Annotated in this window: 17 protein-coding genes; 10 read left to right on the top strand and 7 right to left on the bottom strand. The window is 62.6% G+C overall.

Annotated features, from left to right (window positions below):
* Positions 1 to 88: 88 nt before the first annotated feature.
* The 7 genes from P3S72_RS28580 to gshB all read right to left on the bottom strand — a co-directional run bounded on the left by P3S72_RS28580 (position 89) and on the right by gshB (position 6,117).
* Positions 89 to 1,360, bottom strand: coding sequence for a dihydroorotase (locus P3S72_RS28580; RefSeq protein WP_276195293.1), 1,272 nt, complete (start codon positions 1,358 to 1,360; stop codon positions 89 to 91).
* The gene (locus P3S72_RS28575; protein WP_276195292.1) at positions 1,357 to 2,361 is read right to left on the bottom strand and encodes an aspartate carbamoyltransferase catalytic subunit; all 1,005 of its coding nucleotides are present in this window, start codon (positions 2,359 to 2,361) and stop codon (positions 1,357 to 1,359) included. Before P3S72_RS28575 ends, P3S72_RS28580 begins: the two co-directional genes overlap by 4 nt.
* Positions 2,362 to 2,385: 24 nt before the next feature.
* A complete protein-coding gene (gene pyrR, locus P3S72_RS28570) occupies positions 2,386 to 2,892 on the bottom strand; it encodes a bifunctional pyr operon transcriptional regulator/uracil phosphoribosyltransferase PyrR (protein WP_276195291.1) in 507 nt (168 codons plus the stop codon).
* Positions 2,893 to 2,976: 84 nt separating this feature from the next.
* Entirely contained in the window at positions 2,977 to 3,414 is a 438-nt protein-coding gene (ruvX, locus tag P3S72_RS28565; RefSeq protein ID WP_276195290.1) for a Holliday junction resolvase RuvX, read from the bottom strand.
* A complete protein-coding gene (locus P3S72_RS28560) occupies positions 3,414 to 3,983 on the bottom strand; it encodes a YqgE/AlgH family protein (protein ID WP_276195289.1) in 570 nt (189 codons plus the stop codon). The genes ruvX and P3S72_RS28560 overlap by 1 nt, the downstream gene beginning before the upstream one ends.
* 197 nt (positions 3,984 to 4,180) lie before the next feature.
* On the bottom strand, positions 4,181 to 5,086 hold the full coding sequence (locus tag P3S72_RS28555) for an energy transducer TonB (protein WP_253399917.1): 906 nt from the start codon (positions 5,084 to 5,086) through the stop codon (positions 4,181 to 4,183).
* Between the two features lie 77 nt (positions 5,087 to 5,163).
* Positions 5,164 to 6,117, bottom strand: coding sequence for a glutathione synthase (gene gshB, locus P3S72_RS28550; protein ID WP_253399915.1), 954 nt, complete (start codon positions 6,115 to 6,117; stop codon positions 5,164 to 5,166).
* A 239-nt stretch (positions 6,118 to 6,356) separates the two neighbouring features.
* Here gshB and pilG point away from each other — a divergent pair, with 239 nt between their 5' ends.
* From pilG to P3S72_RS28500, 10 genes are all read left to right on the top strand, one after another.
* Positions 6,357 to 6,764, top strand: coding sequence for a twitching motility response regulator PilG (gene pilG, locus P3S72_RS28545; RefSeq protein ID WP_010564379.1), 408 nt, complete (start codon positions 6,357 to 6,359; stop codon positions 6,762 to 6,764).
* A 46-nt stretch (positions 6,765 to 6,810) separates the two neighbouring features.
* The gene (pilH, locus tag P3S72_RS28540) at positions 6,811 to 7,182 is read left to right on the top strand and encodes a twitching motility response regulator PilH (protein ID WP_276195288.1); all 372 of its coding nucleotides are present in this window, start codon (positions 6,811 to 6,813) and stop codon (positions 7,180 to 7,182) included.
* Between the two features lie 12 nt (positions 7,183 to 7,194).
* Positions 7,195 to 7,719, top strand: a complete 525-nt coding sequence (locus tag P3S72_RS28535) for a chemotaxis protein CheW (protein WP_276195287.1) — start codon at positions 7,195 to 7,197, stop codon at positions 7,717 to 7,719.
* Positions 7,716 to 9,767 carry a methyl-accepting chemotaxis protein gene (locus P3S72_RS28530; RefSeq protein WP_276195286.1) on the top strand — a complete coding sequence of 684 codons (2,052 nt, stop codon included), beginning with the start codon at positions 7,716 to 7,718 and terminating at the stop codon, positions 9,765 to 9,767. The genes P3S72_RS28535 and P3S72_RS28530 overlap by 4 nt, the downstream gene beginning before the upstream one ends.
* 172 nt (positions 9,768 to 9,939) lie before the next feature.
* Entirely contained in the window at positions 9,940 to 15,768 is a 5,829-nt protein-coding gene (locus P3S72_RS28525; RefSeq protein ID WP_276195285.1) for an Hpt domain-containing protein, read from the top strand.
* Complete coding sequence (locus tag P3S72_RS28520; protein ID WP_276195284.1) at positions 15,761 to 16,216, top strand: chemotaxis protein CheW; 456 nt, start codon at positions 15,761 to 15,763, stop codon at positions 16,214 to 16,216. Before P3S72_RS28525 ends, P3S72_RS28520 begins: the two co-directional genes overlap by 8 nt.
* Positions 16,217 to 16,460: 244 nt before the next feature.
* On the top strand, positions 16,461 to 16,637 hold the full coding sequence (locus P3S72_RS28515) for a polymorphic toxin type 44 domain-containing protein (protein ID WP_346429961.1): 177 nt from the start codon (positions 16,461 to 16,463) through the stop codon (positions 16,635 to 16,637).
* Complete coding sequence (locus P3S72_RS28510) at positions 16,615 to 17,034, top strand: hypothetical protein (protein ID WP_247403055.1); 420 nt, start codon at positions 16,615 to 16,617, stop codon at positions 17,032 to 17,034. The genes P3S72_RS28515 and P3S72_RS28510 overlap by 23 nt, the downstream gene beginning before the upstream one ends.
* A 656-nt stretch (positions 17,035 to 17,690) precedes the next feature.
* Positions 17,691 to 18,131, top strand: coding sequence for a group II truncated hemoglobin (locus tag P3S72_RS28505; protein ID WP_276195283.1), 441 nt, complete (start codon positions 17,691 to 17,693; stop codon positions 18,129 to 18,131).
* Positions 18,132 to 18,174: 43 nt separating this feature from the next.
* Positions 18,175 to 18,555 (top strand): rhodanese-like domain-containing protein, encoded by a 381-nt coding sequence (locus tag P3S72_RS28500; RefSeq protein ID WP_276198003.1) that lies wholly within the window; start codon positions 18,175 to 18,177, stop codon positions 18,553 to 18,555.
* Positions 18,556 to 18,604 lie beyond the last annotated feature (49 nt).

The following is an 18,604-nucleotide window of genomic DNA, read 5'->3' as shown; positions in this document are numbered from 1 at the left end:
TTATCTATAGCTGACCCACTGCTATCGGGGGCAAGTCGAATCTTCGCACCGCCCCTCCCACATTGACTGTGCTCACTCCCGACTTGTATCAGGCCCGGTAGCTGATGCGTCCGTCTACCAGCGTGTAGCGCACGCTCGCCGGCAGGCTATGCCCGATGAAAGGGCAGTTCTCGCCCTTGGACAGCCAGTGCTCACCGGCAATCGTCGAGCTGGCTGGATCGAACAGCACCAGATCCGCGGCGGCGCCCACAGTCAACTTGCCCGCCGGTAGGCGCAAGGCTTCGGCAGGGCCGGCGCTCAGGCGTGCCAGCAGCGTTGGCAGGTCCAACAAGCCATCCTCCACCAGCGTCATCGCCAGCGGCAGCAACAGCTCGACGCTGCTGATACCCGGCTCGGTCGCACCAAACGGTGCCAGTTTGGCATCGCGCTCGTGGGGTTGATGATGGCTGGAAATCGCCGACACCACGCCGGACTTCACCGCTGCACGCAAGCCGTCGCGGTCGGCACGGGTACGCAGCGGAGGTTGTACGTGATACAGGCTGGAGAAGTCGATCAGTGCCTCGTCCGTCAGGATCAACTGATACAACGCCACGTCTGCCGTCACCGGCAAACCTCGGGCCTGGGCCTGGGCGATCAGGGCCACACCGCGGGCGCTGGTCAGTTGGCTGAAGTGCGCACGCACGCCGCTTTGTTCCACCAGCAGCAGGTCGCGGGCGAGGGCCACGGTTTCAGCGGTCTCCGGAATGCCCGGCAGGCCGAGGAAGCTGGCCACGGCGCCTTCATGGGCCAGGCCGCCTTCGGCCAGGTCGTGGTCCTGGGAGTGGAAGATCACCGTCAGGTCGAAGGTGGCCGCGTACTCCAGGGCACGGCACAGCGTGCGGGTGCTGCGGAAGCTCTCCAGGCCGTTGCCGAAGGCCACGCAACCGGCATCGCGCAGCGCGATCAGTTCGGCCAGTTGTTCGCCTTCCAGGCCTTTGCTCAGGGCGCCGATCGGGAACACTTTGCAATTGCCGGCTTCGCGGGCGCGGTCGAGGATCAGCTCGGTCACCGCCGAGGTGTCCAGCACCGGCTTGGTGTGCGGTGGGCAGCACAGGCTGGTGACGCCACCGGCGGCGGCGGCGCGGGTTTCGCTGTTGATGTTGCCTTTGCGGCTGTAACCCGGCTCGCGCAGGGCGACGTTCAGATCGACCAGGCCAGGCGCGGCCACCAGGCCCTTGGCGTCGATGGTTTCACTGGCGTTGAAAGCGCTGGGCGCGGCGCCGATGGCGATGATCTTGCCGGCTTCCAGATGAAGATCGGTGACTTGATCCAGGCCACTGGCCGGATCGATGACGCGGGCGCCGAGAATGCTGAGCTTCACTGGGCCTTCTCCTGCTCGAATTGACGTTGCGCGGTTTGCCCGCTCATGGCCATGGACAGCACCGCCATGCGCACGGCGATGCCGTAGGTCACCTGGTTGAGAATCACCGACTGGTTGCCGTCGGCCACTGCCGACTCAATCTCCACCCCTCGGTTGATCGGCCCCGGGTGCATCACGATGGCCTCCGGCTTGGCCCCGGCCAGGCGCGTGGTGGTCAGGCCGAACAGGCGGTAGAACTCGCCTTCGCTCGGCAGCAGGCCACCGGACATGCGTTCGCGTTGCAGGCGCAGCATGATGACCACGTCCACATCCTTGAGGCCTTCGGTCATGTCGGTGTAGACCTTCACGCCGTACTGCTCGATGCCGACGGGCAGCAGGGTTTTTGGCGCGATCACGCGGATATCCGGGCAGCCCAGGGTTTTCAGGGCCAGCATGTTCGAGCGCGCGACCCGCGAGTGCAGGATATCGCCGACGATGGCCACCGAGAGGTTTTCAAAGCTGCCCTTGTGCCGACGGATGGTGAGCATGTCGAGCATGCCCTGGGTCGGGTGGGCGTGACGGCCGTCGCCGCCGTTGATGATCGCTACCTGCGGGCACACGTGCTCGGCGATGAAGTGCGCGGCGCCGGAGTCGCCGTGGCGGACCACGAACATGTCCGCCGCCATGGCTTCGAGGTTGCGCAGGGTGTCGAGCAGGGTCTCGCCCTTGCTCGCCGACGAGGTGGACACGTTCAGCGTGATCACGTCAGCCGACAGGCGCTGGGCCGCCAGTTCGAAGGTGGTGCGGGTGCGCGTGGAGTTCTCGAAGAACACGTTGCAGATGGTTTTGCCGCGCAGCAGCGGGACTTTCTTAACCGCGCGGCCACCGACTTCGAGGAACGAGTCGGCGGTGTCGAGGATTTCGGTGAGCAGTTCACGGGGCAAGCCGTCGAGGGACAAGAAGTGTTGCAGTTGGCCCTGAGCATTGAGCTGCAGCGGGCGCTTGGCATCTAGAGGCGTCATCGCGGGGACTCTTTACAAGGCGGTTTAAAGGGCAAGGTCTTGCAGTTCGAGTACGAGCGGCGTGGGACCGGACAATTTTACCCGCTGCTGGGCTGAAAGCGACACGGTGGCGCCGACCACATCCGGGCTGATCGGCAGTTCGCCGGCGTCCAGGTCCAGCAGGCAGACCAGGGTCACACTGGCGGGGCGGCCATAGTCGAACAACTCGTTCAGTGCGGCGCGGATGGTGCGGCCGCTCATCAGTACGTCGTCGATCAGCACCAGGTGCTGGCCTTCGATCTCGAACGGCAGGGCCGACGGGCGTACTTGCGGGTGCAGGCCGTTCTGGCTGAAGTCGTCGCGGTAGAAAGACACATCCAGCGTACCCAACGGCGAATCGCTGCCCAACTCCTGCAGCAGCGCCTGGGCCACCCACACGCCGCCGGTGCGAATGCCGATGAAGCGCGGCTCGCTGATGGCACGGTGTTTCAGGTGGGCCTTGAGGCGAATCGCCATCTGGCTGATCAGTTCGGCGGGGTTTGGCAGGCTCATGGTCGCTCCTTCAAGGCCTTGCGCGACAGGGGTTGCCTGCAAGGTCCGGGCTCAAACGTAAAAAGACGCGGCAAGCCGCGTCAGTCAGGATTCAAATAACGCGGTGTTTTCATCCAGCCAACCCTGCAACAGCAAGGCGGCGGCGATGGCGTCTACCGGGTTGTCGCGGTAGCTGCCTTTCTGCCCGCCACGGTCGCGGCGCTCACCCTTGGCCTCGAAGGTCGTCAGGCGCTCATCGTGGGTATAAAAGGGCAGTTTGTAGCGGCCATTGAGGCGGCGCGCGAACTTCTCGGCGCGCAGGCACATCTCGCTGGGGGTGCCGTCCATGTTCAAGGGCAGGCCGACCACCACCGCGTCGGGCTTCCACTCCTTGATCAGGGCTTCGACCTGATTCCAGTCCGGTATGCCGTTCTGGGCTTTGAGGGTACACAGCTCGCGGGCCTGGCCGGTGATGACCTGGCCGACTGCCACGCCGATCTGTTTGGTGCCGTAGTCAAAACCGAGGATCAGACGCAAGGCCATCAGGCGTGCCCCGCCTGGCTGGTCAGTAGGCTGAGGTTGACCCGTAGCTTGGCCGCCGCCGCGTCCAGGCGCAGTTCGCAGGCGGTGTTGAACAGAATGTCGGCATCGTAGGGGCAGGTCAGCCAGGCGTTACTGGCCAGTTCGGCCTCCAACTGCCCGGCTTCCCAACCGGCGTAGCCGAGGGCGATCACGCTCTGCTCGGGGCCGACGCCGTCGGCGATGGCGAACAACACATCCTGGGACGTGGACAGCGACACGCCGTCGAGGTCCACCGTGGCCTGGAACTTCGGCCCGGTTGGGTGCAGTACAAAACCGCGATCGGTCTGCACCGGCCCGCCGGTATAGATCGGCACGCCCTGACAGCGGGCCGGCGGGTCGATCTCCGGGCGCAGTTGCTCAAGGATATCGGCCAGGTTCAGCTCCTGCGGGCGGTTCACCACCAACCCCATGGCACCATTGGCCGTGTGCTCGACGATGTAGGTCAAGGTCTGCGCAAAGTTCGGGTCGGCCATATGGGGCATGGCGATCAGGAATTGGTGCTTGAGGTAGGTCGGGCTGACATTTTTCATGTCCGCTAGTGTGGCGTTGGAGGGGCGAACTGACAAGCTGGGAGTGATCCGAATACAGCGCCGTCGGCTTTTCTGTAGGAGCGAGCTTGCTCGCGAAAAACTTGAAAGCGACGCGGTTCTGCCTGGAGCGCTTCGTTATCGTTGAGGTTTTTCGCGAGCAAGCTCGCTCCTACAGTGATTGGTGTTGATTGGGGTTATCAATTGCTGGACAGGCGATCGCCCTTGGCAAACCGCCAGGTGCGGATGATTTCCAGGCGGTCCACGTCATTCAAGTCGCCGGTAAACGGGGCGAAGGGCGCGGCCAGGCGCACGATGCGCTGGGCGGCCTGGTCCAGCAACGGCTGGCCGGACGATTCCAGCACCTGCACTTCATATAACGTGCCGTCGCGGTTGATCGACACCAACAGGCGCAAATTGCCGTAAATCTGTTGGCGGCGGGCCTCGTCCGGGTAGTTGAGGTTGCCGATGCGTTCGACCTTCTTGCGCCACTCGTCCTTATACCAGGCGCCTTTGTCACGCATGGTGGACGCGGCGTTCAGGCGGTAGATGCGCGGGCGCTTGGCGTAGAGCTGTTGCTCATTGGCCAGTTCGGCTTCAAGGCTGGAAATCTGGTCGGAGAGCTGCGAACTGTCGAAGGTCGGCGCCGGCTTGACGGGCTCGGGTTGCGGTTCGGTCTTGGATTTTTCGCGCTGGGTCGGGGCTTTTTGCGGTTTCGGCGCGACGGTGGTCACCACGGGCTTGGGCGCGGTCTGCTTGACTTCGGGCTTGGCGGCCGGCGGCGGGGTGACTTTATTGACCTTGTTGTCCTGGAACGGCGCCACTTCAGTGGTCTTGGGCACGGCTTTCTTGTCCAGCGTGCCGCTGCCCTGCTGATTGTCCTGAGCGAGAAAATCGGCCTTCTCGGGCTTCTTTTCGCTCTTGAACGTGGCGAGGGTGATTTCCAGGGTCTTGGTGATTTGCTTGGGTTCGACCATGGTGAAACCCACGCCGAGAATCAGCACCAGGTGAATCAACGCCGCGAGAAACAGGGTAAATCCGAGCCGATCAGCCGGGCGCACGCCGCTGGGGGAGGGTTCGAAGGGCAGATCGGACGGGAGCGTCATGACAAGAAAACCAACATCGCGCGTTTCACAGGTGGCGCATGATAACGCAATGTTGGTGGCTGTCCGGCTGTTCTATGTCACTTGGCTTGTAGCTTGCGTTCAATCGCGGCCATCAGCATTTCGCCGATGTTCGTGCCAAATGCATTGTCGATCTCGCGAATACAGGTCGGGCTGGTGACGTTGATTTCGGTGAGGTGTTCACCAATTACGTCGAGGCCTACAAACAGCAAACCTTTTTCCCGCAGCGTCGGGCCAACTTGGGAGGCAATCCAGCGGTCCTTGTCCGACAAAGGCCGGGCTTCGCCACGACCGCCGGCCGCCAGGTTGCCACGGGTCTCGCCGGCTGCCGGGATGCGCGCCAGGCAATAATCCACCGGTTCGCCGTCGATCATCAGGATGCGCTTGTCGCCGTCCTTGATCGCCGGCAGATAAGCCTGGCCCATGATCTGCTGGGTGCCCAGGGCGGTCAGGGTTTCCAGGATCACCGACAGGTTCGGGTCGCCGGCGCGGTGGCGGAAGATCGAGGTGCCGCCCATGCCGTCCAGCGGCTTGAGGATCACATCGCCGTGTTTGGCGGCGAACTCACGCAGCACATCGGCGCGGCGGCTGACCACGGTCGGTGGCGTGCAGTGCGGGAAGAGCGTGGCGAACAGCTTTTCATTGCAGTCGCGCAGGCTCTGCGGCTTGTTGACGATCAGCACGCCAGCGCGCTCGGCCTGCTCGAGCAGGTAGGTGGAGTAGACGAATTCCATGTCGAACGGCGGGTCCTTGCGCATCAGGATCACGTCCAGGTCGCTCAGGGGGCTGTCGATTTCGTCTTGCAGCTCGAACCACTTTTCAGGGTTGGCAAACACCTCAAGCGGACGCATCCGCGCACGCGCCTGGCCGTCGCCCTGGTAAAGGTCGCGCTGTTCCATATAGAACAGGCTCCAGCCGCGGGCCTGGGCGGCCAGGAGCATGGCCAGCGAGCTGTCCTTTTTATAGGAAATGCTGGCGATAGGGTCCATGACAATGCCGACGCGAACGCTCATGGGGGATTTCCTCTAGCAAATTAGGGCGCATAAAAGTGGCGTCAGAGTGGCGCTGCGGCTGTTGTGGGTCAAGGAAAAACCACCTAGCGGGTCGCTCGATAGATTGCTCCACGAGACTGTGCTAAAAAGACTGCCACGGTGCAGCAGCCCCTGAATTCCAAGGCTTCTGGCGCTCATTCTGGGCGGCATCAGGCAGTACACACCGAAAACCGATTCGCTGTGGCGATGGTAGAGCAGATATGGAACAGCATTCCAACGCCTTGAGAGTGATGGTGATCGACGATTCGAAAACGATCCGCCGCACCGCCGAGACCCTGTTGAAGAACGTGGGGTGCGATGTCATCACGGCCATCGATGGTTTCGATGCCCTGGCCCGGATTGTGGATCATCACCCGCACATTATCTTTGTCGACATCATGATGCCGCGCCTGGATGGCTATCAGACTTGCGCCCTGGTGAAGAACAACCCGGCGTTCAAGTCGATCCCGGTGATCATGCTGTCCTCCAAGGACGGCCTGTTCGACAAGGCCAAGGGGCGCATCGTCGGGGTCGATCAGTTTTTGACCAAGCCTTTCAGCAAGGAAGAACTGCTGGGTGCGATCAAGGCCTACGTGCCGGGTTTCGCCGCAGTAGAACAAGCACACTGACGCAACCTCACAAGGGCGTGCGTCTACCAATGTAGTGGGGAAAACCATGGCACGTGTTCTGATCGTCGACGATTCGCCGACCGAAATGTACAAACTGAGCGGCATGCTGGAAAAGCACGGCCATCAGGTCCTCAAGGCCGAAAATGGCGCCGACGGCGTAGCACTTGCGTCCCAGGAGAAGCCCGATGCGGTGTTGATGGATATCGTCATGCCGGGCCTCAACGGCTTCCAGGCCACGCGCCAGTTGAGCAAGCACAACGATCCGAGCATCAACTCGATACCGATCATCATCATTACCACCAAAGATCAGGAAACCGACAAGATCTGGGGCGAGCGCCAGGGCGCCAGGGATTACCTGACAAAGCCTGTGGACGAAGAAACCCTGATCGCCACCCTGAACAAGGTGTTGGCCGGCTGACGGCACGCCATCATGACCGAGTCACAGACCGCCTTCGAGCTGCTGCTGGACATCGACCGCCGCTGTCGCCTGCTGGCCGCCGACCTGCCATCCCAGGAAACCCGCCTGCAAGGCTGGAGCGGGATCGGCTTTCGTGTGGGCGAACAGTGGTTTGTCGCGCCCATGGGCGAAGTCGCCGAAGTGCTGCATGAGCCGCGCTGCACTTTAATGCCCGGGGTCAAGACCTGGATCAGAGGAGTCGCTAACCTGCGTGGGCGCCTGCTGCCGGTGATGGATCTCGGCGGTTTCCTCGGCCATGCGCTGTCCAAGACAGGTAAGCAACGGCGGGTATTGGTCGTGGACTACCAAGACATATTTATCGGGCTGCTGGTGGACGAGGTGGTGGGTATGCAGCATTTCGCACAAGACGCGTTGTTGCCCAGCACCACCCCCTGCGCGTCCTTTATCCGCGGCCAGTTCGACGCTGATCAGCGCTGGCAGGTCTTCAGCCCCTTCGCTCTGGCCCAGGCCCCTGGCTTCATGGATGTTGCCGCATGACCACTGCTACTACGCCCAAACCCCAGGCGGTCTCGCGCAGCCGCTCGCAGATCATCGTGCTGTTTATTGCGCTGATCGTATTCATCATGTTGCTGTTCGCCAACTTCGCGTACCTCAACACCCAGTCCACCTACGACAAGCAGTACATCGGCCACGCCGGTGAGTTGCGGGTGCTGTCCCAGCGTATCGCCAAGAACGCCACCGAAGCGGCCGCCGGCAAGGCCGCCGCGTTCAAGTTGCTGGCGGAGGCGCGCAATGACTTTGCCCAGCGCTGGGGTTACCTGAAAAAGGGCGACCCGGACACCGGCCTGCCCGCCGCGCCCAGTGCGGTGCGTGCAGAGATGCGGGCGGTGCAGACCGATTGGGAAGCGCTGCTGAAAAATACCGACGCGATCCTCGCCAGCGAACAGACCGTGCTGTCGTTGCATCAAGTCGCCGCGACCCTGGCCGAAACCGTGCCGCAACTGCAAATGGAATCGGAAAAGGTCGTAGATATCCTGCTGCAACGCGGCGCCCCGGCCAGCCAGGTGGCCCTGGCCCAGCGTCAGTCGCTGCTGGCCGAGCGTATCCTGGGGGCGGTCAACACCGTACTGGCCGGTGACGAAACCGCCGTGCAGGCCGCCGATGCCTTTGGTCGCGATGCCAACCGCTTCGGCCAGGTGCTCACCGGCATGCTCCAGGGCAACCCCGGGCTGCGCATCACCCAGGTCGAGGACCACGATGCGCGGGCGCGCCTGGCGGAAATCGCTGAGCTGTTCGAGTTTGTCTCAGGCTCTGTGGACGAGATCCTCGAAACCTCGCCGCAACTGTTCCAGGTCCGGGCGTCAGCGAACAATATTTTCAACCTCTCGCAAACCCTGCTCGATGAAGCCTCACACCTGGCCACCGGCTTTGAAAACCTGGCCAGCGGGCGCAGTTTCGACACGATCGGCGGCTATGTGCTGGGCTTGCTGGCGCTGGCCTCGATCATCCTGATCGGCCTGGTGATGGTCCGCGCCACCAACCAGCAGCTGCGGGAAACCGCCGAGAAGAACGAGCGCAACCAGAACGCGATCATGCGCCTGCTGGATGAAATCGAGGACCTCGCCGACGGCGACCTCACCGTCACCGCCTCGGTGACCGAAGACTTCACCGGCACCATCGCCGACTCCATCAACTATTCCGTGGACCAACTGCGCGACCTCGTCGCCACCATCAACCTCACCGCCGGTCAGGTTGCCGGCGCGGTGCAGGACACCCAGGCCACCGCCATGCACCTGGCGCAGGCCTCGGAACACCAGGCCCAGCAGATCGCCGAGGCCTCCACCGCGATCGAACAGATGGCCCAGTCCATCGACCAGGTGTCGGCGAACGCCGCTGAGTCCTCAGCGGTGGCCGAGCGCTCGGTGGAAATCGCCAACAAGGGCAATGAAGTGGTGCACAACACCATCCACGGCATGGACAACATTCGCGAACAGATCCAGGACACCGCCAAGCGCATCAAGCGCCTGGGCGAGTCGTCCCAGGAGATCGGTGACATCGTCAGCCTGATCGATGACATCGCCGACCAAACCAACATCCTCGCGCTCAACGCCGCGATCCAGGCGAGCATGGCCGGGGATGCCGGACGCGGCTTTGCTGTGGTGGCCGATGAAGTGCAACGCCTGGCCGAGCGCTCGTCGGCGGCCACGCGGCAGATTGAAACCCTGGTGCGGGCGATCCAGGCCGACACCAACGAAGCGGTCATCTCCATGGAACAGACCACCACCGAAGTGGTGCGGGGTGCGCGGCTGGCCCAGGACGCCGGGGTGGCGCTGGAAGAGATCGAAGGCGTGTCGAAAACCCTGGCGGCGCTGATCCAGAGTATTTCCAACGCGGCGCAGCAACAGACGTCGTCGGCGGGGCAGATCTCGCTGACCATGAACGTGATCCAGCAAATCACCACCCAGACGTCGTCGGGCTCGACCGCCACCGCCGAGAGCATCGGCAACCTGGCAAAAATGGCCAGCCAGTTGCGCCGCTCGGTGTCGGGGTTCACCTTGCCGGCGCCCAAGCAGGCTGATGATTGAAATGTAATCCAAATGTGGGAGGGGCGGTGCGACGATTCGACTTGCTCCCGATGACGGTGTATCAGTCACCTGATTCATTGACTGAGCCACTGCCATCGGGAGCAAGTCGAATCGTCGCACCGCCCCTCCCACATTGGATACCAGCAACTCATGAATTCAAAGCGGAGCAGTTATGGTTGATCGGCACGACTACGTGGCCCTTGAATGGGTCAAGGGCGACATTGCCGAAACCCTGAAACAGGCCCGTTCGGCGCTGGACGCGTTTGTCGAAACCACTGACAACGAGACCCTCGGCGACTGCCTGGCGTGCATTCACCAGGTGCATGGCGCGTTGCAAATGGTCGAGTTCTACGGCGCCGCGCTGCTCGCCGAAGAAATCGAAGCCCTGGCCCTGGCCCTGCAGGCCGGGCGCGTCAGCCAGCGCGATGAAAGCATCCGTCTGCTGCAACAGGCCCTCGGGCAATTGCCGCTGTACCTGGACCGCATCCACAGTGCCCGCCGCGACTTGCCGCTGGTGGTGTTGCCACTGCTCAACGACCTGCGCAGTGCGCGCGGCGAAAGCCTGTTGTCGGAAACCAGCTTGTTCAGCCCGCAATTGCTGTCGATTGCGCCGTTGCCCGAGGAGACGCTGGCGCAACGCGCGCCGCCCGACCTGAGCGATCAGTTGCGCCAGTGGCATCTGCTGCTGCAACAAGCCCTGGCCGGGTTGCTGCGCGAAGATCACGGCCCGAGCAACCTGGAAGACATGGCGCGGGTGTTCGCCCGCCTCGAAGCGCTGTGCCAGGGCGCGCCGCTGTTGCCGCTGTGGCAAGTCACCTCGGCGCTGGTCGAGGGCATGCTGACCGGCGTGATCGCCAACAGTCCGGCGCTGCGCAGCCTGCTCAAGGCCAGCGACAAGCAACTCAAGCGCCTGCTCGCCCAGGGCATTGGCGGCATCAACCAGCCGGCGCCGGATCAACTGCTCAAGAGCCTGCTGTTCTATGTCGCCAAAGTCACCCGGCCAACGCCGCGCATGCAAAGCCTGAAAGAACGCTACGGCCTCGATGAAGCCTTGCCCGACAGTGCCGTGGTCGATGCCGAACGTGCGCGCCTGGCCGGGCCGGACCGCAATGCGATGGGCTCGGTGCTCGGCGCGTTGTGTGAAGAGCTGGTGCGGGTCAAGGAACGCCTCGACCTGTTCGTGCGCAGCGACCGTCAACACACCAGCGACCTCGATGCACTGCTGGCGCCGCTGCGGCAAATCGCCGACACCCTCGCGGTGCTGGGCTTTGGGCAGCCGCGCAAAGTCATCATCGACCAGCTTGCCGTGGTGTTGAGCCTGGCCCAGGGCCAGCGCGAACCCAACGATGCGGTGCTGATGGATGTCGCCGGCGCCTTGCTCTACGTCGAAGCGACGTTGGCCGGGATGGTCGGTACGGTCGAGCCGCAAGGCCGTGAAGAAAGCCGCCTGCCCACCACCGACCTGACGCAGATTCATCAGTTGGTGATCCGCGAGTCCTGCCAGTGTCTCAAGCAAGCCAAAGAGCTGGTGATCGACTGCATCGACGCCCAGTGGGAGCGCCAGCGCCTGGAATCCCTGCCGGAACTGTTGAGCCAGGTGCGCGGCGCCCTGGCGATGATTCCACTGCCACGCGCAGCGAGCCTGATGCGCGGTTGCACCGATTACGTCGATGAACAACTGATGATCAACGACGCAGTGCCGTCCGAAGAGCAGTTGGCGCATTTCGCCGACGTGATCAGCGGCCTGGAGTACTACCTGGAGCGCATGCTCCAAGACCCCGACGCCGCTGGCGAACGGGTGCTGGAGTTGGCCACCGAGGGCCTGGCCGCGCTGGGTTACCTGCCTGCCGAAAAGCCCTGGCGCCAGGCGCTGGTGGCGCCGGACGGCGCGTTGTCGACCGAGAGCGCGCCGAGCCAATCCCAGTTCGACGCGCTGGCCAATCCTGCTTCGCGCTTGAATCCGCCCGCCCTGCAACGCCCCGGCAGCTTGCTGCCGCCGCCAGCCGGTGAAGAGCCGATCGACGACGAACTGCGTGAAGTGTTCCTCGAAGAAACCGCCGAGGTCCTCGAGGTACTGCACCACCATCTGCCGAGCGGCGTCGATAAAACCGCCCTCGGCGAAATGCGCCGTGCCTTCCACACCCTCAAAGGCAGTGGCCGCATGGTGCGCGCCCTGGTGCTGGCGGAACTGGCCTGGGCCGTGGAGAACCTGCTCAATCGCGTGTTGGAGTGCAGCGTGGCCGCCGGCCCCGAGGTGCAACGGGTGCTGGATGACGCGGTGGCCCTGCTGCCGGAATTGATCGCCGACTTCGCCGCCGGCGCCCAGCGCCAACGGGACGCGGTCGACGCCCTGGCCGCGCGCGCCCACGCCTTGGCCAGCGGCACCGCCGTGCCGGCTGCCGAACCGCATGACCCGATGCTGCTGGAGATCTTCCGCAACGAAGCCCAGAGCCACCTCGACAGCCTCAACCACTTCCTGCGCCAAGCCGCCGAGCATGTGCCGCTGCAAGTCAGCGATGAGCTGCAACGCGCCTTGCACACCCTCAAAGGCAGCGCCTATATGGCCGGCGTGCTGCCGATCGCCGAACTGGCGCGCCCGCTCGATCACCTGACCCGCGAGTACAAGGCCCACCGCCTGCCGCTGGACCTAGATGAAGTAGAACTGCTGCTGGAGGCCGAGGGTCTGTTCCAACGTGGCTTGCGCCAGTTGAACGGCGACCCGCTGGTGCCGATCAAAGGTGCCTCCGACCTGATCGACCGCACTCAAAGCCTGCTCGATCATCAGTTTCAAGCCCAGCTCGACGCGCCGAGCACCGGCCTGCGGATCAAGCGTGATCCGCACCTGATCACCAACTTCCTGGCCCAGGGCATGGACATTCTGCTCGACGCCGAAAGCCTGCTGCGCCGCTGGCAACAACACCCCGGCGAACGCCAGGAACTGACCGCGCTGCTGGATGAATTGACCACCTTGGGGCAGGGCGCGCACCTTGCCGACCTGCACGCCATCGACGAACTCTGCGAAGCCTTGCTTGATCTGTACGGCGCCGTGGAAGAAAGCAGCCTGGCGGTCAGCGAGCGGTTTTTCGAGGAGGCCGAACAGGCCCACGAAGCGCTGATCAACATGCTCGACCAACTGGCTGCCGGCCAGGAAATCAGCCCGGCCCCGGCGCGCATGCAAGCCTTGCGCGAGCTGCTGGATGGCGCCCTCGACCCGTCCGCCACCGGCCTGATCAAAAGCGCCGGCAGCCGTGCGCTGAGCATCTCCGAATTGGGCGCCGCGACGGCCCGGCTGGATCGGCACGCGGCGGTGGATGATGAGATCGTCGAGATCTTCCTCGAAGAAGCCGTGGATATCCTCGACAGCGCCGGGCAGTCGCTCAAACGCTGGCTGCTGGAACCCGAGGGCGTGGCGCCGTTAACCTCGTTGCAGCGCGACATGCACACCCTCAAGGGCGGCGCGCGCATGGCCGAGATCGGGCCCGTTGGCGACCTGGCCTACGAACTGGAAGGCCTTTACGAAGGCCTGGCGGACCGCCGCTACAGCTATTCCAATGAACTGTCCCAGGTGCTGATGGCCAGTCATGAGCACTTGGCGTTGCAGTTGGACCAACTGCAACAGCATCAGCCACTGAGCGACTCCAGCGCGTTGATTGCCAGCGTCCGGGCATTGCGCCACAGCGGGCCGCCCGCAGCGCCGGCCGCTGCTGCGCAGAGCTTGGGCATCGACCCGGAATTGCTGGATATCTTCCTCGAAGAAGCCGCCGACATTCTCGACAGCTCGGGGGCGGCGTTGCTGCGCTGGCAGGCTGAGCCCAACAACCGCCAGGAAGTCGAAACCCTGTTGCGCGACCTGCACACCCTCAAGGGCGGTGCGCGCATGGTCGAGATCGGCCCGATCGGCGATCTGGCCCATGAGCTGGAGTTTCTCTACGAAGGTTTGTCCTCCGGTTTGCTCGTGGCGTCCCCCGAGTTGTTCGCCTTGCTGCAAGGCTGTCACGACCGCCTGGCGCAGATGATCGACGCGGTGGCGGCGGGCTTGCCGGTGGGCTCGGTGGACAAACTCATCGAGCGCATCAAAAGCCTGGTCCACCCGAGCAAAGAGCCGGTGGTGCAGGTGGTGCCGGTGGCATTAGTGACGGGCAAGGCCGAAACAGCCGGCGACCCGACGGCCGACATGGTGAAAATCTCCGCCGACCTGCTGGACGATCTGGTTAACCTGGCCGGCGAAACCTCGATCTTCCGTGGCCGGATCGAACAGCAGGTCAACGACGCGCAGGTTGCCCTCAATGAGATGGAAACCACCCTCGAGCGCATGCGCGACCAACTGCGCCGGCTCGACACCGAAACCCAGGGCCGCCTCTTCAGCCGTCAGCAGGCCGAAGCCGAGCGCCTGGACTACGAAGAATTCGACCCGCTGGAAATGGACCGCCATTCACAGTTGCAGCAGTTGTCCCGCGCGCTGTTCGAGTCCGCCTCCGACGTGCTCGACCTCAAGGAAACCCTTGAGCGCCGCAACCAGGATGCGCACGACCTGTTGCAGCAGCAGGCGCGCATCAACACCGACTTGCAGGAAGGCCTGATGCGCACGCGCATGGTGCCCTTTGAACGCATGCTGCCGCGCCTCAAGCGCATCGTGCGCCAGGTCGCGCAGGAATTGGGTAAGGACGTGGAATTCGTGGTCGGCAACGCCGAGGGCGAGATGGACCGCAACGTGCTGGAACGCATGGTCGCGCCGCTGGAACATATGCTGCGCAACGCCGTCGATCACGGCCTGGAATCCCGCGAGGCGCGGCTGCTGGCCGGCAAGCCTGAGAAGGGCCGTATCACCCTGGACCTGACCCACGAAGGCGGCGATATCGTCTTCGATCTGCACGACGACGGCGCCGGCGTGCCCCTCGATGCGGTGCGGCGCAAGGCAATCAAGCGCGGCTTGCTCGCCCCTGATCAAGAGATCAGCGACCGTGACGTGTTGCAGTTCATCCTGCAGCCGGGGTTCTCCACGGCGGAAAAGATCACCCAGATTTCCGGGCGCGGCGTGGGCATGGACGTGGTGCATGAAGAAGTGCGCCAGCTCGGCGGCTCGATGTCGATCGATTCGACGCCGGGGGCGGGCGTGCATTTTCGTATTCGCTTGCCGTTCACCGTCTCGGTCAACCGCGCGCTGATGGTGCAGTGCGCGGACGATCAATACGCGATCCCGCTCAATACCATCGAAGGGCTGGTGCGCGTGCTGCCCCATGAGCTGGAAGGGCACTATCAACTCGACCCGCCGCGGTATGAATACGCCGGCCAGCGGTATGAGCTGTTTTACCTCGGCGACCTGCTGCACACCGTCGCCCGCCCAAAACTGCTGGGCCTGTACCAACCGTTGCCGGTGCTGCTGGTGCAGTACAACGAACGGCACGTGGCGGTGCAGGTGGACAGCATGGCGGGCACCCGGGAGATCGTGGTCAAGGGCTTGGGGCCGCAGTTTGCCGGGGTGAAGGGGCTCTCTGGGGCGACCATTCTCGGTGACGGCCGGGTGGTCTTGATCATCGATCTGCTCGCCCACATCCGCGCCCGGCAACCGGCGTTGCCGGCGCAGGTGGTGGACGTCCCACTGCTGCTCAACGTCCCGCTGAAAAAGCGCCCGCTGCTGGTGCTGGTGGTGGACGACTCGGTCACCGTGCGCAAAGTCACCAGCCGCCTGCTGGAACGCAACGGCATGAACGTGCTCACCGCCAAGGACGGCATCGATGCCATGGCCGTGCTGGAAGAACACACCCCGGACCTGATGCTGCTGGACATCGAAATGCCGCGCATGGACGGTTTCGAAGTGGCCATCCAGGTGCGCAACGACCCACGGCTGATGCGCCTGCCGATCATCATGATCACCTCTCGCACCGGCCAGAAACACCGCGACCGCGCCATGGCCATCGGCGTCAACGACTACCTCGGCAAGCCGTATCAGGAGTCGGTGCTGCTGGAAAGCATCGCTTATTGGAGCCAGTCCCATGCTTGACCACCGCACCAGCCAACTCACCGGCCTGCTCCTGCCCCTGGCCGACCGCCACCTGGTGCTGCCCAACGTTGCCATCGCTGAACTGATCGACTTCCAGCGCGGCGAACCGGCCAGCGATGCACCGCCCTGGTATCTGCGGCAAGTGACCTGGCGGGACCGGCAATTGCCGCTGATCAGCTTCGAAGCGGCCTGCGGCGAAGCCAGCATGACCGGCGAGCGCTCGCGCATCGTCGTGCTGAACGCCCTGGGCGGGCGGCCGTCATTGAAGTTCATTGCGATGGTGATCCAGGGGATTCCACGCTCGTACAAGCTCGATAGCCAGTTGAGCTATGTGGATGTGCCGCTGTGCGCGTTGGAGCTGGCGGCGGTGCAAGTGGGGGAACATGTGGCGAAGGTGCCGGATTTGATGGGGCTCGAAGCGCTGCTGGTCGAGGCTGGGCTGGCCTGAACATACGCCTTGCAATGATCCCAATGTGGGAGGGGGCTTGCCCCCGATAGCGGTGTGAAGTCTCAGTATCTGTAACTGAGCCACTGCCATCGGGGGCAAGCCTCTGTCGGAATGGGATGTTGTTTATGTAGGCAAGTTCTTTACTTGGATTGGGCAGGTTTTCTGGCCTGAGTGGGATGCTAATTTCAGCGCCCCTCACTGCCAACAAGGACCGGCACATGGCCGTACCGGTGCAACTGGTACGGTGTTGGGCATTCCTGAGCACGTGTTGCTGCGCGCCGCTGGTGTTGCTCAGACCATCGCAAAAACCACCCATCCGGATTTTGGATCATGGTGGGGAGTTGATCCTTTTGGTGATGACCCGCGAGATCAATATTGGATAAGGAGAGGTATTGAGTATGCGATTTCTCAAGGCCACTGAAGGCTTCATACCGATCCTGCGTAACTGCCTGTTAGTGGTCTGCCTGATTTATATCGCGGGCAGTTGGGTCATGTCGCCCGGGACACCGGATCTGGATGAGGTGGTGTTGAAACATTCCTTGGGCAACGGCACCTCAATCTACGGCGCGCGGGATGGGCAGGGTGGTGCGACGGTGGGCTTTTCCTACAGGTACTACGTTCATAAGGACCTGGGGAGTGATCAGGAAATACTCACAGGGTTGGTGTCGGCTCATCCATTTCTGAAAACCAAAGAACCCGATGTGCAAGTAAGTGAGCATGAGGGCGTGCTTCGGTTGGATATTCAGGGGGGCGTGTATGAGTACAACAGCTACGCCCTCGAAGGTCTTGGAGCGGTCAAGGTGGTGATGGCGTTGTGATGAGTCAGCGTTCGGATTCTTCCTGCAATATTTTGCGCCCGGCATGAACGTGTCGCTCCCAGCGCGTAATCATGCTCGGAATCCAGCAAATGGCGGCGTTGGGGCAGTTGCTGGTCGACAGAGCGCTGGAGCAAGTCAGCCCTTCTCCAGCATCGTGAAGCGTTCCCAAACAGCGACTGATCGTTCCTTTTTGGGGACCGCCATTTAAAAGACACCACCGAACAAATGTGGGAGGGGGCTTACCTCGATAGCGGTGTGTCAGTCTCAGTATCTGTAACTGAGCCACTGCCATCGGGGGCAAGCCCCCTCCCACACAGGTTAGCGCTCGTCTTTATCGCTCAATGACCGGTTGCTCTGGATGCTCGGCCTGCCACAAGTCGTAGGGGCTCAGCCCGAACCCTGACTGCCAACCACTGCCGTCATAGCCGATTGGCAGAGTATGTAACTGCCAACGCATCTGCCATCTTCGTGCTTGAATATTTAAGTATTTGTTATCAATCAATAAAAAACACATTTCCGCTCTTGGCATGGCGCGTGCTAACTGCCTGGTTATGGCCCGTTCCGATAAGCGACGGCGGCGCCATCTGCCAATGGCAGTGCTGGGTGACGCATGCGCTTGCCGGCGGGATAAAGTTCCAACATTGAGTGCTGACGATATGACTGAACTATTGAGTACCGCGCATAAGAACACCACCAGTACTTATCTCCAGTTAGGGGGAGAGGCGGGTATCCATAAACTGGTCGACCGCTTTTACAAACTGATGGAGGTGCTGGCCGAGGCGAGAATAGTGCGTCAGATGCACCCACAGAGTCTCGCCGGCAGCGCCGACAGTCTATTCAAGTTCCTGAGTGGCTGGCTTGGCGGCCCGCCACTGTTCCATCAGGAACGTGGCCACCCTCGTTTGCGCATGCGACATGCGCCCTTTGCAGTCAGTATTGTCGAGCGCGACGAATGGATGCTGTGCATGCGTCAGGCAATCAACGAGCAGGTGTATGACGCAGCCCTGAATGCGAAGCTGCAACGTATGTTTTCCGAGATGGCCGACCACATGATTAATACCGATGGGAGCCGCGCAGGTGTTGCGGCGCCGCTTTGAACGTCGGGTCACTCTCCCAACTGGACGCTTCCCAAATACCATGATTAAAACTGCCCACGATCTTGTAGTAGAGGCTAAGGCCCGTATCGAAGAAGTTGCCATCGAAGACGTTGACCTGGCTATCCAGAATGCGGATGTACTGATTGATGTACGTGAAGCCGACGAGTATGCCGCAGGTCATATATCGGGCGCTGTGCATGCGTCGCGCGGCATGCTGGAATTTAAACTGACCAACGATACCGCGCTCAGTTCGCGAGACCTTAAAGTCGTGCTGTACTGCAAAACGGGTGGTCGCGCTGCGCTCGCGGCTGTATCGCTGCTTGATATGGGCTACCTGCACGTAACATCGATCACCGGAGGGTTCGACGCATGGGTGAGTGCGCAAAAGCCGATTGCGGTTCCGCATTTACCGCGCTTCGAGTAGCACTGTGGGCTGCTTTGGGGGGCATGTTGCTCCCCATTAGGCTTAACCC

It is taken from the genome of Pseudomonas sp. D3, assembly GCF_029320995.1.
GTDB lineage: Bacteria > Pseudomonadota > Gammaproteobacteria > Pseudomonadales > Pseudomonadaceae > Aquipseudomonas > Aquipseudomonas paraveronii.
The sequence above is the reverse complement of the archived record's forward strand: the minus strand, read 5'-3'. Positions and strand labels throughout refer to the sequence as shown.